General features: G+C 44.0%; 16 protein-coding genes. 8 read left to right on the top strand and 8 right to left on the bottom strand.

Translation table 11 applies throughout. From position 1 onward, the window contains the following. Positions 1-4: 4 nt before the first annotated feature. The 4 genes from L4C38_RS14635 to pspA form a co-directional block, all read right to left on the bottom strand. Positions 5-1,036, bottom strand: a complete 1,032-nt coding sequence (locus tag L4C38_RS14635) for an efflux RND transporter periplasmic adaptor subunit (protein WP_428798300.1) — start codon at positions 1,034-1,036, stop codon at positions 5-7. Between the two features lie 145 nt (positions 1,037-1,181). Then, complete coding sequence (pspC, locus tag L4C38_RS14630) at positions 1,182-1,598, bottom strand: envelope stress response membrane protein PspC (RefSeq protein ID WP_428798299.1); 417 nt, start codon at positions 1,596-1,598, stop codon at positions 1,182-1,184. Then, a complete protein-coding gene (pspB, locus tag L4C38_RS14625; RefSeq protein WP_428798298.1) occupies positions 1,561-1,794 on the bottom strand; it encodes an envelope stress response membrane protein PspB in 234 nt (77 codons plus the stop codon). The genes pspC and pspB overlap by 38 nt, the downstream gene beginning before the upstream one ends. A gap of 56 nt (positions 1,795-1,850) precedes the next feature. After that, a complete protein-coding gene (gene pspA, locus L4C38_RS14620; protein WP_428798297.1) occupies positions 1,851-2,519 on the bottom strand; it encodes a phage shock protein PspA in 669 nt (222 codons plus the stop codon). Between the two features lie 187 nt (positions 2,520-2,706). On the opposite strand from pspA, the gene pspF reads away from it, so the two are divergent. The 7 genes from pspF to L4C38_RS14585 all read left to right on the top strand — a co-directional run bounded on the left by pspF (position 2,707) and on the right by L4C38_RS14585 (position 9,840). Next, the gene (gene pspF / locus L4C38_RS14615; protein ID WP_428798296.1) at positions 2,707-3,699 is read left to right on the top strand and encodes a phage shock protein operon transcriptional activator; all 993 of its coding nucleotides are present in this window, start codon (positions 2,707-2,709) and stop codon (positions 3,697-3,699) included. 122 nt (positions 3,700-3,821) lie between these two features. Further along, a complete protein-coding gene (locus L4C38_RS14610; protein ID WP_428798295.1) occupies positions 3,822-5,441 on the top strand; it encodes an ABC transporter substrate-binding protein in 1,620 nt (539 codons plus the stop codon). Further along, positions 5,442-6,404, top strand: a complete 963-nt coding sequence (locus tag L4C38_RS14605) for an ABC transporter permease (protein ID WP_428798294.1) — start codon at positions 5,442-5,444, stop codon at positions 6,402-6,404. Beyond that, complete coding sequence (gene sapC, locus L4C38_RS14600) at positions 6,391-7,278, top strand: putrescine export ABC transporter permease SapC (protein WP_428798293.1); 888 nt, start codon at positions 6,391-6,393, stop codon at positions 7,276-7,278. The genes L4C38_RS14605 and sapC overlap by 14 nt, the downstream gene beginning before the upstream one ends. Further along, complete coding sequence (locus L4C38_RS14595) at positions 7,278-8,273, top strand: peptide ABC transporter ATP-binding protein (protein ID WP_428798292.1); 996 nt, start codon at positions 7,278-7,280, stop codon at positions 8,271-8,273. The genes sapC and L4C38_RS14595 overlap by 1 nt, the downstream gene beginning before the upstream one ends. Continuing rightward, positions 8,270-9,055, top strand: a complete 786-nt coding sequence (locus L4C38_RS14590; RefSeq protein ID WP_428798291.1) for a peptide ABC transporter ATP-binding protein — start codon at positions 8,270-8,272, stop codon at positions 9,053-9,055. The genes L4C38_RS14595 and L4C38_RS14590 overlap by 4 nt, the downstream gene beginning before the upstream one ends. 11 nt (positions 9,056-9,066) lie before the next feature. After that, entirely contained in the window at positions 9,067-9,840 is a 774-nt protein-coding gene (locus tag L4C38_RS14585; RefSeq protein ID WP_428798290.1) for a DUF2927 domain-containing protein, read from the top strand. Between the two features lie 50 nt (positions 9,841-9,890). Here the strand turns inward: L4C38_RS14585 and L4C38_RS14580 are convergent, their stop codons facing one another. Then, positions 9,891-10,796 (bottom strand): manganese-dependent inorganic pyrophosphatase, encoded by a 906-nt coding sequence (locus tag L4C38_RS14580; protein WP_428798289.1) that lies wholly within the window; start codon positions 10,794-10,796, stop codon positions 9,891-9,893. A gap of 237 nt (positions 10,797-11,033) precedes the next feature. On the opposite strand from L4C38_RS14580, the gene L4C38_RS14575 reads away from it, so the two are divergent. Continuing rightward, positions 11,034-12,239 (top strand): putative manganese transporter, encoded by a 1,206-nt coding sequence (locus tag L4C38_RS14575; protein WP_428798288.1) that lies wholly within the window; start codon positions 11,034-11,036, stop codon positions 12,237-12,239. Positions 12,240-12,313: 74 nt separating this feature from the next. On the opposite strand, the gene hisIE is transcribed toward L4C38_RS14575, so the two are convergent. From hisIE to hisA, 3 genes are read right to left on the bottom strand one after another with little or no spacing between them, the layout of a single operon-like run. Then, positions 12,314-12,949 carry a bifunctional phosphoribosyl-AMP cyclohydrolase/phosphoribosyl-ATP diphosphatase HisIE gene (hisIE, locus tag L4C38_RS14570; protein WP_428798287.1) on the bottom strand — a complete coding sequence of 212 codons (636 nt, stop codon included), beginning with the start codon at positions 12,947-12,949 and terminating at the stop codon, positions 12,314-12,316. Next, entirely contained in the window at positions 12,946-13,734 is a 789-nt protein-coding gene (gene hisF, locus L4C38_RS14565; protein ID WP_428798286.1) for an imidazole glycerol phosphate synthase subunit HisF, read from the bottom strand. The genes hisIE and hisF overlap by 4 nt, the downstream gene beginning before the upstream one ends. Further along, positions 13,716-14,453, bottom strand: a complete 738-nt coding sequence (gene hisA, locus L4C38_RS14560; protein WP_428798285.1) for a 1-(5-phosphoribosyl)-5-[(5-phosphoribosylamino)methylideneamino]imidazole-4-carboxamide isomerase — start codon at positions 14,451-14,453, stop codon at positions 13,716-13,718. Before hisA ends, hisF begins: the two co-directional genes overlap by 19 nt. Positions 14,454-14,461 lie beyond the last annotated feature (8 nt).

Raw genomic sequence — 14,461 nt, 5'->3', positions numbered from 1 at the left:
CATACTACAACCCTCGCTCCTTTACCCACTCACGCACCTTGATTCCCGCATCTATACCACTTACACCTGAGATAACAATTTGGTCACCATCGCTAAGACCCGAAACCACTTGTTGTTTGTCGTTAAGCTCTATTGCGGCTTTTTCAACAATACCGCTTTGGTCAACTCGCCATACACAGGTCTTCCCGTTTTCTTTAAACAACGCAGAGGCAGGAATACTCGTAGCAGTTGAAGAAGCAGCAACAACACGAACTGTCCCAGACATTCCGGGCAGGATCCCTGTATTTATAGGTCGTTCCATCACCATGGTCACTTTATAAGAACCCGTCTTAGGATCTGCCTCAGTATCAATCTCTTGAAAAGACAGAGGATACTCGCTACCAGGAAAGGCATCATAAGACATGAAAGCTTCTGGATTCGCTCCGGTTGAGAATCGACTTAACAAATGATCTGGAAGTTGGAAAAAAACCTTCATCAATAAATTAGTCTGTATGTTCATCACCCCTTTCTTGGCTTCAATATACTCATGATTTTCTGCTGGGATGAGTGATATCGTACCATCATAAGGTGCAACCAACTTCGCGTAACGTAGGTTTGCATTGGCTTGATCGAGCATGGCTCGCGCAGAGTTTCGGTTGGCTTTAGCTTGGTCGAAATCCTGCTCGGATACGACTTTATCTCTACGTAGCTTCTTGTTCCTTTGATATTGAACATCGGCTAAACGATATTGAGCATTGGCTTGCTTTGCTAATAGTTCGTATTGGTCAGGATTGAGAGTTGCGAGTACTTGCCCTTTTACAACAGGCTGCCCAGCCACCACATCAATAGTCTGCAAAAGACCGGGGACACGAAAAGCAAGCACAGCTCGCTCACCCGCTTCGGTTGTGGCAGGGAAGCGACGTTCAAATGCAGAATTACCAACCGTTACAGAGAATAATTTGGCAGGACGAGAATCCGGCTCAGCTACAGGGGGGAGGTCCTTGCCGCAACCATAAAGTACAATGGTTACAACAAGCAATGACAAGGTCTTGAGCATAATCGATCATCCATTTGTTTGGCGGGCTTTTGAAGCCTTTAACAAAAGATAGATGAGCGATTTCTACTCTGCCACTTTACACAATATATTTATTAATAAAATGAACAACTTGAGAGGCAGCGCACGCCTCTCTCGTTGGAAGGAACTAAAGCTGACTGAACTCGCGGTTAACTTTGAATGTATCTGAGGTCACATACGCTTCCATCTTACGTACTTTACCTTCCAACTGTTCAAAATCATTATCCAGTGTATTAAGCAATTGATCCGGAGATTGACCAGCTTGCCATGGTTTATTTTTTAACTTGTGCTCTTGCTTTGTTTTTAAGCTCTCAACAAAATTTTCTGGCTGCTTCTCAACCATTAGCGTCAATGCGATATAAGCTAATACAACAAGGAAAGACCCGCCAAGTAATGCCGCTGAAATAACCAAAATACGCACCAGCCACACTTCCGCACCGATGTAATTGGCAAGCCCGGCACAAACACCAGTTAACTTACCATTAATCGTGTCACGATATAGCTCTTTACTCATAATTGCGCCTCCAGTTAGGCGACTCCGCATCGAGAATTCGTTCTAATGTATCGACACGTTTTTGCATCGATTCTGCACGTTCAGATAGAGTCTGTAGGCGTTGATAGTCTTCTTGAGATAAGCCGCTGCCAGTTTTTCGCTTACTGCGATAATGAAGAAACAGCCATAGTGGAGCCACAAAAATCAGGAAAACGATCAGTGGTCCAGCAATAAAAAACGATGACATAAGTAACTCCTAAATCAATTCACAAAAGGCAGGCTACCCTGCCTTAAAAACGAAACCTACTTCTTTTCTTCCATTTGTTGCTTAAGTTTAGCTAACTCTTGCTCTATCTCATCTTGAGCTTGCAACTCGGCAAATTCTTGATCAAGCGATTTACCATTGCCAGTCTTCGCATACAAATCAGCTTCTGCTTCCAGTTCATCAATCTTACGAGAATACTGGTCAAATTTCGCCATAGCTTCACTCGTACGAGCAGTATGTAAATGACGTTGAACATCACGACGATTCGATGCAGTCTGGCTGCGGATAGCAAGTGCTTGCTGTTTAGCTCGAGTTTCTGTGATCTTGTTTTCTAATTTACCTATTTCGCCCGTCAATTTATTGATGGTTTCTTCGACTAAGGTTTGCTCGGTATGTAAACCTTTAAGAAGGTCTTGTAACTTTTGCTTCTCAATCAAAGCAGCGCGAGCTAAATCATCTCTTTGCTTAGTTAGTGCAAGAGTCGCTTTCTGTTGCCACTCTTGCACTTGATCATCAATGGCATCGACTTTACGCGCCAACTCTTTTTTGTCAGCCATTGCTTTTGCTGAATTAGTGCGAACTTCAACCAGCGTGTCTTCCATTTCTTGAATAATCAGACGGATCATTTTTTCAGGATCTTCCGCTTTATCCAGTAAAGCGCTGATGTTTGAATTCACGATATCGGCGAAACGAGAAAAAATACCCATGGACGACTCCTTCTACATTTAATCATATTGAGTATGGACATATTTACTTAATCAATTCTCATGCCAAGTTTTAAATTCTTTAATATTCAGCATGTTAACAAAAAAACCTCAAATAATCGCTTGTGTGTGTGAGGAGTTTGACCAACTATAGGTTAAATTTACCAACCTCAGTGAGCCGTGATTGACCATGCAGCAAAATTTGATTGGCGAGTCCCCTGCTTTTCTCTCGGTACTGGATAAAGTATCGAAACTTGCGACCATCGAAAGACCTATACTCATCATAGGAGAACGAGGAACGGGTAAAGAGTTGATTGCACAGCGACTCCACTACCTATCGAAACGCTGGGATCAGCCTTTAATTTCATTAAATTGCTCGACATTGAGTGAAGGGCTGATTGACTCGGAACTATTTGGTCATGAATCTGGCTCATTTACAGGCTCAAAAGGACGGCATAAAGGACGCTTTGAGCGCGCAGAGAATGGCACACTCTTTTTGGATGAGCTCGCCACAGCACCTTTGCTTGTACAAGAAAAACTGTTACGTGTCATTGAGTATGGTCAGTATGAGCGCGTCGGTGGGCACGACTTACTCAGCGCGAATGTACGCTTAGTTTGTGCAACTAATGCCGATTTACCAGCAATGGCAGAAAATGGGACGTTTCGCGCCGATCTACTTGATCGGATTGCTTTCGACGTTATCCATTTACCGCCGCTCCGAGAAAGAAAAGAAGATATTCTGCTGCTTGCGGAATACTACGCGATAAAAATGTGTCGAGAGCTAGGCTATGACTATTTTGTTGGTTTTAGCTGGCAAGCACAACAGAACCTACTTGAGCATCCATGGCCAGGCAATGTTCGAGAATTGAAAAACGTTGTTGAACGAGCGGTTTATCAGCACGGTCAATCTGAGCATGCTATTGAGGATTTAATCTTTAATCCATTCGCAAATTCTGCCACTCAAAACAATGACATCGTAAATGAAGAACGATTGCAAACGACCAATATAGAATTCCCACTGGATTACAAAGAGTGGCAAGAACAGCAAGACCAAGTATTACTAGCAGCTGCGTTAGAACAGAGTAAATACAATCAGCGTAAAGCAGCAGAGTTACTCGGATTAAGCTATCACCAATTAAGGGGCATGGTGAGAAAGTATAATTTGACTCGCGAGAGTAAATAATACTACCCACTAGCTAGTTAAATATACATTTAAGGAAGCGCTTGGTATCAACAAGTAGTAGTCAATGCTATAACCCTTGAGGCATAATTGAGGGTTCCATTGCGCTATAGACGCTAAATCTTATGAGAGCATTCATACATTTGACAATAAGTTTCTTTGCTGCTGGTTTTTTAACTGGCTGTGGTGAGGAAATTAGTCACGAAAAAGCACGCCAAACAGGGTTCGTATTCTGTGGTCAAGCTGGTCCTACGACATTTAACCCTCAATTGGTCAATAGTGGGATTACGTCTGAAACGTTAAGCTCACAACTTTTCGATACTCTACTGACGCTTGATTCGGACACCTACAAGCCAAAGCCAAGCATTGCTGAGAGCTGGGAAGTTAATGATACAGGGACTGAGTACCTATTTAATCTCAAACAAGGGGTCTCTTTTCAAACCACCGCTTGGTTTACGCCATCGCGTTTTCTGACGGCTGATGACGTTGTGTTCAGTTTCCGACGTATTATTGATCCACAGCATCCTTTCCATAAGGTTGGCGGTGGTCTGTATCCGTGGTTTAGTGGCATTGATTTCCAAAACTTGGTTGTTGATGTAAGCGCCATCGATCGGTACACAGTGAAATTTGTACTGGCAAAGCCCGATAATACCTTTTTGTCTAATATCGCCACTAGCCATGCAGTCATTCACTCAAAAGAATACGCGCTACAGCTTCAATTGGCTGACGAACTCAGCATGCTTGATCGAAATCCTGTAGGTACCGGCCCATTTTACTTAAATGATTATCAGGTCAATGACTTAGTTCGTTTGAAACGCCATCAAACGTACTGGGCAGGTACAGCGAAGATGGAGCAAGTGGTGTTTGACATTTCACACCGCGGTACTGGCACCTTGGCCAAATTATTACGCAATGAATGTGATGTGTTGACCTCCCCTCGTTCAAGCCAAATACCGACCATTGAAGCCCATGATGAGCTGACTTTAACGGTAAAACCGGCCATGAACATCTCATACATTGCCGTGAATACCGAACACCCAGCACTTAGCGATGTGCGAGTTCGTCGAGCACTGAATCACGCAATCAATCGGCAAAACATTTTGGACTCGGTGTATTACGGAACGGGTAGCCAAGCATTTTCTGTATTGCCGCAGAACTCTTGGGCGTACAACGGAGATAGCATTCAGATTCGTTATGATCGCAACTACGCCATTGCTTTGTTACGCGATGCCGGTTTTGCTGACGGACTAACGCTCAATATGCTCGTACCGTTAGAACCTCGATCTTATAATCCTAGCCCGCGAAAAACAGCTGAACTAATCCAAGCAAATATGTCCGATATCGGAATTACGCTGAACCTGCTAACCGATGATCGATTTAGCCGCCAAGCGACTGGCAACGAGGAGAAAATCGATCTTTACCTAACGGGTTGGATTGCAGACACTGGCGACCCCGATAACTTCTTGCGACCTCTACTTTCTTGCAGTTCAGGACGAGCTGGCCTCACTATTTCTAGCTGGTGTAACACTGATTTCGATTTCTTGCTTGATTTAGCATTAGAAGTTGAAACACCCCGCTACCGTACAAACTTATATAAACAGGCTCAGAACATTTTGAACACTGAGTTTCCAGTGATACCTCTCAACCATGGTATGCAGTTCCAGGCACATGACAGTTCGTTAGTAGGTTTTAAAATGAGCCCATTCAATGCTCAGCCATTCGACCAAGTAGAGAGGATCAAATAGATGTTTCTCTATACGATACGACGGCTGAACTTATTTATTATCACTTTATTGATCCTGACGATTGTTGGCTATGGTCTTCTGCGCCTTGACCCAAGCTCTCATTGGGCAATGCAAAGTTTCTGGGGAGGCTGGAGTTCATATTTAGGTGAGCTTTCTCAATTAAACTTTGGCGTAAATAAAGCTGGGGTACCCATTCTCGACGAACTTAAATTGGTTTTTCCTGCAACGTTAGAGCTCTGTCTCATCGCGTTTTTAATTTCGCTGATTATTGGTATTCCAATTGGAACACTAGCGGGAATGAAGCAAGGTAAATGGGTTGATACAGTTATCTCATTTACTTCAATGTCAGGTTACTCTGCGCCTATTTTTTGGGTCGCTCTGCTCATGATTATGGCGTTCTCACTCAACTACCAAATATTTCCTGTTGCAGGTCGGTATGATCTTCTTTATCAAATTGAACATGTGACTGGCTTTGCGTTAATTGATGCGTTTCTGACGGAAGGACCACAGCGTGCTTATGCATTACAAAGTGTTATAGACCATCTCATTTTGCCTTGTTTGGTATTGGCATTAACACCAACAACGCAAGTTATTGGCTTGATGCGCACCTCCGTTTCAGAAGTCATGACCAAAAACTACATTCGCGCAGCTCGTATTAAAGGTCTCTCTACGCGTGAAATTGTGACCCAGCATGTATTACGGAATGCGATTCCGCCAATTATTCCCAAAATTGGCGTGCAGTTGTCCAGTATGTTAACACTCACCATTGTGACCGAATCGATTTTTAACTGGCCAGGTATTGGTCGCTGGTTACTTGATGCTCTTTCGAATCAAGATTATGTTTCAATTCAAGCAGGGGTCATTGTGGTGGCAACGTTAGTTTTAACTGCCAACATTTTATCTGATTTAGTTGGAGCTATGATTAACCCGCTAGTAAGGAAAGATTGGTATGCTAACCGATAACATCTATCAAGAAGAACGCATTCCAACTCAATTTGAGCGATTTTGGCGTACTTTTCGCACCAATAACCTAGCGATGTTTGGCTTATGGTGCCTCATTCTGATCGTACTCATCACCATAGTGGCACCATGGATCACACCACATGATCCTCAGCTTCAAAGTGGAGAGTTACTGTTACCTCCTTCATGGAATCCTGCCGGAACGGTAGAGTATTTTCTCGGCACCGACGACTTAGGTCGAGACATTCTTTCACGTTTAATTGTCGGCTCTCAACCTACCTTTGCCGCAGCGGTTATCATCACCGTTATTGCTGCTACCCTAGGCTGTGCTATTGGGGTTCTCGCAGGGATGACTAAAGGGTTGATTTCAAGTACGCTCAACCACCTACTAGACACTGTCATGTCTATTCCATCCCTACTGCTTGCGATTATTTTTGTCGCATTTCTCGGCTTTGGTGAATTCAATGTATTGCTGGCCATTTGCATTGCTTTGATACCACGATTTGTTCGCTCAGTTTATCTCGCAGTCCACAATGAAGTCGAAAAAGACTATGTGATGGCAGCACGCTTAGATGGGGCAAACAACTTCTATTTGCTGTGGAACTCGATTCTACCTAACGTCTTAGTTATATTTGCCACGGAATTTACTCTCGCACTTTCCATTGCCATTCTCGATATCACCGCTCTCGGGTTTCTTGGATTAGGCGCTCAAGCTCCAAGTGCTGAATGGGGAGCGGTTTTGGGTGATTCTGTAGAGCTAATTTACTTAGCTCCATGGACGGTAACTCTGCCGGGACTCGCTATTATGTTTACTGTTGTTGTCGTAAACTTAGTAGGTGAAGGCGTGCGCCAAGCTCTCAATGCAGGAGTTGAATAATGCCATTACTCGATATTCGACATTTAACAATCGAGATTGAAACACCGCAAGGGATGGTGAAAGCCGTCGACCGCATGAGCATGACACTAAATGAAGGTGAAATCCGAGGTTTAGTTGGTGAGTCAGGTTCAGGCAAAAGCCTAGTTGCAAAAGCAATTGTTGGTGTTTGCAAAGATAACTGGAAGGTCACCGCCGATCGGATGCGCTTAGGTAATCTTGATTTACTGCAACTGACACCACGAGAACGACGCCGTGTCATCGCACGTGATATTGCAATGATTTTTCAAGAACCTTCTACCTGTTTAGACCCTTCTGAAGAAGTGGGCAATCAGTTACTTGAAGCGATTCCTTCTCGCTCATTCGATGGAAAATGGTGGCAACGTTTTCAGTGGCGTAAAAAACAAGCGACCGCACTGCTGCATAAGGTTGGTATTAAGAACCACCGCCAGATAATGAGCAGCTACCCTTACGAGTTAACCGATGGTGAATGTCAAAAAGTGATGATTGCGATGGCAATTGCAGCAAAACCAAAACTGCTGATTGCTGATGAACCAACCAATGACCTTGACCCAATTACACAGTCACAAATTCTGCGCCTTTTAAGCCGTATGAATCAGATCAACAACACCAGCATTTTGCTTATTGGGCATGACCTAACCACTATTACCCAATGGGCTGACCGCATCACAGTAATGTACTGTGGACAATCGGTGGAATCTGCCGACACAAAAAAAATACTCGAAAAACCAAAACACCCATACACCGCGGCACTATTGAAAGCGATGCCAGATTTTTCAGAGTGGATCCCGCATAAGCAGAAACTACAGTCACTGCCGGGTAGCATTCCACCTTTGCAGCATCTGCCTATTGGCTGTCGCCTTGGTCCTCGCTGCCCCTATGCACAACGTCAATGCGTAGAAATACCAATGCCACAAAGAATTAAAAATCATAAATACTCTTGTCACTTCCCACTCAACATGGAGAAAAAAGGATGAGTGCACTATTAGAAGTGACGGATCTATCAAAAGTATTTGTTACGCGTCCAGGCTTACTTCGCAAGAGAGAAAACTACGCGGTTAAGCCTGTCAGCTTTACATTAGAAGCTGGGCAAACCATCGGTTTCATTGGACAAAATGGTTCGGGTAAATCAACTCTGGCACGAATGTTAGCCGGCATGGTTGCACCAACTTCTGGTGAAATACGCGTAAACGGCGACCTACTTGAACACAAAGATTATTCCACCCGGTGCAAGCTGATTCGCATGATCTTTCAAGATCCAAACACCTCACTTAATCCTAAAATCCAAATTGGCAATATTCTTCAAGGACCACTCAAGCGTAATACCAACATGACGCCAGAAGCGCGCGTGAAAAGGGTAAAAGATACGCTACTCAGAGTGGGGCTATTGCCTGAACACGCCTATTTTTATCCGCAAATGCTAGCAACGGGACAGAAACAACGTGTCTGTTTGGCTCGCGCTTTGATCCTCCAGCCATCTATCATTGTTGCCGATGAAGCGTTAAATGGTCTGGATATGGCCATGCGTTCGCAAATCATCAACCTGTTCTTAGAGCTACAAGAAGAGATGGGCGTTTCATTTGTTTACGTTTCCCAGCATATCGGAACAGTAAAACACATTACTGACAAAATCATGGTGATGCATGAAGGTGACGTCGTTGAATCAGGTGATACTCACAAAGTACTGAGTGATCCACAAAACCCTATTACTCAACGCTTAGTCGAGAGTCACTTTAATACGGCTCCAAGTTTTAAGTAAGGAACCAGACAATGGCAAGGATCGCCTGTCTTATATTCACCGTTTTTTGCTCGTTAAGCGCCAATGCCACCGAGTATACTTGGCTCGATCCAATCTTTATTCAGCGTGCCTTTTTGGAGGTCGCGCTTAAAAATGAGTACTCGCAGGGTGATAAACCGCTGGTGAAATGGCGGCAACCTGTAAAGATATGGGTGGAACATAAAGTGGGAGATAGCGACCTGCATGATCAATTGGTCGATGCGCATATCACTCATCTGCAACAAATTATAGAGCATCCGATTTATCGTGTTGATTCAAGGCAGGATGCCAATGTTATTTGGCTGTTCACGCGAGAGTCACTATGGCGGCAAGATATTCAACAAGAAATCGGCAAACACGCACTAAAAAACATTCACGGAGCTATTTGCAAAGCTGGCTACGACCTCTCTCCAATCGATCAGCAAATCGTTCGAGCAAGTATCATCATTCCTGTTGATCAAAGTCGAACGCACGGAAAGTTACTCGCTTGCGTGGTAGAAGAAATTACACAAGTACTTGGGTTGCCTAACGACTCTGAACTCGCCTACCCGTCAGTTTTTAATGACCAGACTCCTGATGACTTACTCTCACCACTCGATGTTATATTACTAAAACTGCTTTATGAGCCGGAATTGGTTAGTGGGATGAAACGCCAACAAGTGATACCACTATTGGACAAGTTGATTCTGCGCTATCAACGCGAGGGGGTATTAGATAATGCGGTTAGTCTTGCTCGCGGGGCACCGCTACGTAAAATGTTGGAGTAATAAAAAACCCATCCGAAAGATGGGTTTTTATTACTTAAACAATTGAGCAATTAAACAAGCTCTGCTTGTAGCCACGGCCAGCCTTGTTTCTTACGGCTTAGCGTGTTTTCCATCATAAGCGTGCCATCGATTTCATGCTTAACTAGCTTCTCAGCCCACTCACCTTTGTAAAGAAGACGAGTTTGAGCCGTGGTGATATCAGTTAACATTACAGCGGCAAATGCGAGTGACTCTTCACTACAACGACGCTCTAGATCGGCTTCTAGCGCTTCGATCATGCCATCAACTTGATCTAAAGTAGCCAGTTCAACTTGACCAACCACTACGTCACGACCGTTAAAAGGATAGCCTTTAAGATCTTTTTCTACCAATTCAGCTGCAGAAAGACCTTCTATGTCTGTTTTCGCGATCAGTAGATCTTTAATGAATGCATCAACATCTGCTACATCAGCAATTGTCGCAAGCTCTGTCACTGCATCTTTATCTTTTTGAGTACAAGTTGGAGATGCAAAACCGACGGTGTCTGAAAGAATTGCAGACATCATAAGTTTAGCGATCTGAGGCTTGATCTCGTGACCTTCAATTTTGAACATATTGAACAGTACTGTGTTTGTACAACCAACAGGCCAGATCCAAGCTTCCATTGGGTTTACTGTCATCACATCACCTAGACGGTGGTGATCAACAATACCTAGAATTTCTGCTTCAGCCACATCATCTGGTGCTTGTGCTAGATCTGAGTAATCAACTAACCAAATTTGCTCACCCGCGACAGAAGTACGTAGTACTGGCGATTCGGCACCAGCGACTTCAAGAATGTGCTGAGTTTCACGATTGATTTCACCTTGGCGAATTGGCATTGCTTCAACGCCGCGTGCTGTTAGTAGCTCAGTTGCTACGATTGCACTACAGATACTATCACTATCAGGGTTCTTGTGACCTACAACTAGAATCATTGCTCTTCCTATTCAACTCTTATTGCTTGCCTGTAGAAGCACACCTGTGCTTGCGCACTTTGCTGGTGAGATCAGGCTATTTGTTCATGAAAGCGGATACTTTACCTGATTTTTACAATTTGTCATGGCTTTCAGCTTCTGGCTTTCAAAAAGAAAAGCCTAAGTGTATTTTTTTGTTGCAAATAATTCTCATTTGCATATAGTGCTAATGAGAATCGTTACCATTGGGATGCAACTATGACCCCTTCTATTTCTACTAAGATTTTGAGCTCGCTTTCATTCAATCAGTTTCATCTTGCTTACAAACGAATGCTAATTCCAGTAATCCTGATTGCTCTTGTTGCTTCTGATATTACTCAGAACGTCACTGTAAATACCCTTTCCGATGCATTTTGGGCGGTATCTTGTTACGTAGCATTCACTTTAGCGATCTATCACTATGTCTCTATCTTTATTAATAAAGATAACAAAATCGTTAACCTCTATAATCAATCTCGCACTTATCAGGTAATTTTTGCCGCTCTATTAGGCGCTTTACCTGGCTGTGGCGGTGCTATTATTGTTACTACACAGTTTGTTGGTGGTAGAGTTGGCTTTGGTGCAGTGGTTGCGGTTTTAACCGCTACAATGGGCGACGCGGCTTTCCTATTGCTTGCGAGTAAACCAGATATTGGCGTATTTGTCGTTGGCGTCGGGGTTGTTGTCGGTTGTCTTTCGGGCTTGATTATAAACGCTATTCATAACGACGATTTCTTACGCCCCGCGCTTAAAGAAGCGCTTTCTCTCGAGTGTTGTAAAACCAACCATACTCATACATCAACTGAACAAAAAGCCATCAATATTCAAGGCGCTTTTTGGAAATGGCTTTTAATACCTGCCACTATCATTGCTGGTCTCGGGTCGTTCCAAGTCGACATTAACCAATTGCTACATATTTCCCCAATGAGTATTGAGTGGATTGGAACAATACTCATTATTACCAGCATGTTGCTTTGGTCAATGACCAAAGAAATCAAGGATTACGAGTCAACCGTTTCCGAAGACCGAAAAAATATTGCTTCACACCCAATACAAAAAGCAGCGCAAGACACGAACTTTGTCACCGCTTGGGTTATCGTCGCTTTCATGGCATTTGAACTGATTACTTATTTCGGTCATATCGATTTGCCCACCGTTTTTACCGGCTGGGGCGCCTATATGCCTCTGATGGGACTTGCCGTAGGGATGTTACCTGGTTGCGGTCCGCAGATTTTGGTTACTAGCCTTTACATCTCTGGCGCTGCCCCACTATCGGCACAATTGGCTAATTCGATTTCTAACGACGGTGATGCTTTGTTCCCTGCCATCGCCCTCGCTCCTAGAGCAGCCCTTGTCGCAACCATTTATTCAGCCGTTCCGGCGCTCATTGTTGGCTATGGCTACTACTTCTTATTTGAAATGTGAACCTGAATAAAAAAAACCGCAACTATTCGTTGCGGCTTTTTAATTTCGGCTATTCGTTTTCTGGTTGTGCGATTCTATTTGTGACGCTCTTTAAGCTTGTTAATCACATCATTAAACGACAAGCCTTGATCTTGTAGCAACACAAACAAGTGATAGATGAGATCCGCAGATTCACACACTAACTCCGCCTTATCACCCGACGTCGCCGCAAGCGCGACTTCAACCCCTTCTTCGCCCACCTTCTGCGAAATACGTTTGGTGCCACGTGCATAAAGGCTAGCGGTATAAGAGGAGTCAGGATCGGCATTTTTACGATCAGCAAGTAACTGTTCAAGTTGATGAAGCCACACTAACTGGGATTCTTCTTGTTTATCCGCATCCCAGCACGTTGTTGTGCCTGTATGACAAGTAGGCCCAACCGGAGTCACTTTGACCAGTAAAGTATCGTTGTCACAATCTAATGAAGCATTAACTAGATTGAGCACATTTCCAGAGCTCTCACCTTTAGTCCAAAGACGCTGCTTAGTACGAGAAAAAAAAGTCACGTGACCAGTTTCACCTGTTTTGACTAGCGCATCTTGGTTCATGTAGCCCATCATGAGAACTTGGCTAGATAAAAAATCTTGAACAATCACAGGTAAAAGACCATCGACTTTCTGCCAGTCTATACGCTCATTCAGCGCGGCTAGCTCACTCACTTGAAAACTCATAACTTCACCTCTACTGGTCGAGCTTCGACGCCTTGTGCGATTAAATACTGCTTCAACTCGCCAATATTGATCACTTGTTTGTGGAAAACAGAGGCAGCTAACGCGCCATCCACATTCGCTTTTTGGAATGCTTCAACAAAATGTTCCATTGCACCCGCACCGCCTGAGGCAATAAGGGGAACTTTACACACTGCACGCACCATATTGAGCTGCTCTATATCATAACCGTTGCGCACGCCATCTTGGTTCATCATGTTTAGTACGATTTCACCAGCACCACGCTTTTGAACTTCTTGCACCCAATCACGAGTTTGCCATTGAGTGGCTTTAGTGCGAGCTTCATCACCCGTAAATTGATAAACCTGATATTGACCTGTCTCTTTGTCGTAATATGAGTCGATACCAACCACAATACATTGCACACCAAACTTGTCCGCGAGATCGGTGATCAATTCTGGGTTCGCTAATGCTGGTGAGTTTATTGAGACTTTATCCGCTCCAAATTCTAAAATACGCGCTGCGTCTTCTGCTGACTTGATACCACCAGCAACACAGAACGGAATGTCAATCACTTCAGCAACACGCTTAACCCAGCTTTTGTCGACTACTCGCCCATCACTTGAGGCGGTAATATCATAAAACACCAGCTCATCTGCGCCTTCTTCTGCATAACGTTTTGCTAGGGGAACGATGTCACCGATAACTTCATGATTGCGAAATTGTACACCTTTCACCACTTGTCCATCTCGTACATCAAGACATGGGATTATTCGCTTTGCCAACATGCAAATGCCTCCTTCGCAGTAAATTTACCATCTAACAGTGCGCGACCCACGATAACGCCAGCAACCCCAGTATCTTTGAGCGCTTCAATATCAGCAAGGTTGCCAATACCGCCCGAAGATTGGAAATTCACCTGTGGATACTGTTTGCATAAATCAACATACAGTTCGACGTTTGAACCGGCTAAGGTGCCATCTCGTGAGATATCAGTACACAGCACGTGCTGAAGACCAACGGTAAGGTAATCGTCAATTAATGCTTCTATGGTTACGCCTGAATCTTCCTGCCAACCTGAGATTGCCACTTTACGAGTGCCTGAAGAATCGATGTTTATGTCTAAAGCCAGTACGATTTTTTCAGCACCGTACTTCTCCATCCAACCTTTGACTAACGCAGGTTGCTTAACGGCTGTAGAGCCGACAACGACACGCTGTGCACCGGCCTCTAGTAAATCCACCACATCTTGCTCATTGCGAACACCGCCACCAATTTGAATCTTGGCCGGGGTGCTTGCGAGTAGCTTTGCAATAAGCTCCAACTGTCGCGCTGTTGTGTCTTTGGCACCAGTAAGATCGACAAGGTGGAGCCAATTGGCACCCGCTTGATGATAAAGATTAAATTGCTCGGCCGGATCGACCTTGTATTCTGTTACTTGACCGTAGTCTCCTTGGTAAAGACGAACTACCTGTCCTTCAATTAAATCTAGAGCTGGAATGATCACGTGTAATT

The sequence above is a fragment of the Vibrio kasasachensis genome (assembly GCF_050337565.1).
GTDB classification, from domain to species: domain Bacteria; phylum Pseudomonadota; class Gammaproteobacteria; order Enterobacterales; family Vibrionaceae; genus Vibrio; species Vibrio kasasachensis.
This window is presented reverse-complemented; position numbering and strand designations above follow the sequence as displayed.

Coding starts and splice junctions, on each gene's coding strand:
- L4C38_RS14575 (WP_428798288.1), top strand. CDS start 11,034: ATGACCCCTTCTATTTCTACTAAGATTTTGAGCTCGCTTTCATTCAAT.
- pspC (WP_428798299.1), bottom strand. CDS start 1,598: ATGCGGAGTCGCCTAACTGGAGGCGCAATTATGAGTAAAGAGCTATAT.
- L4C38_RS14585 (WP_428798290.1), top strand. CDS start 9,067: ATGGCAAGGATCGCCTGTCTTATATTCACCGTTTTTTGCTCGTTAAGC.
- L4C38_RS14635 (WP_428798300.1), bottom strand. CDS start 1,036: ATGCTCAAGACCTTGTCATTGCTTGTTGTAACCATTGTACTTTATGGT.
- hisIE (WP_428798287.1), bottom strand. CDS start 12,949: ATGAGTTTTCAAGTGAGTGAGCTAGCCGCGCTGAATGAGCGTATAGAC.
- L4C38_RS14605 (WP_428798294.1), top strand. CDS start 5,442: ATGTTTCTCTATACGATACGACGGCTGAACTTATTTATTATCACTTTA.
- L4C38_RS14590 (WP_428798291.1), top strand. CDS start 8,270: ATGAGTGCACTATTAGAAGTGACGGATCTATCAAAAGTATTTGTTACG.
- sapC (WP_428798293.1), top strand. CDS start 6,391: ATGCTAACCGATAACATCTATCAAGAAGAACGCATTCCAACTCAATTT.
- L4C38_RS14580 (WP_428798289.1), bottom strand. CDS start 10,796: ATGATTCTAGTTGTAGGTCACAAGAACCCTGATAGTGATAGTATCTGT.
- L4C38_RS14595 (WP_428798292.1), top strand. CDS start 7,278: ATGCCATTACTCGATATTCGACATTTAACAATCGAGATTGAAACACCG.
- pspB (WP_428798298.1), bottom strand. CDS start 1,794: ATGTCATCGTTTTTTATTGCTGGACCACTGATCGTTTTCCTGATTTTT.
- pspF (WP_428798296.1), top strand. CDS start 2,707: ATGCAGCAAAATTTGATTGGCGAGTCCCCTGCTTTTCTCTCGGTACTG.
- hisF (WP_428798286.1), bottom strand. CDS start 13,734: ATGTTGGCAAAGCGAATAATCCCATGTCTTGATGTACGAGATGGACAA.
- pspA (WP_428798297.1), bottom strand. CDS start 2,519: ATGGGTATTTTTTCTCGTTTCGCCGATATCGTGAATTCAAACATCAGC.
- L4C38_RS14610 (WP_428798295.1), top strand. CDS start 3,822: ATGAGAGCATTCATACATTTGACAATAAGTTTCTTTGCTGCTGGTTTT.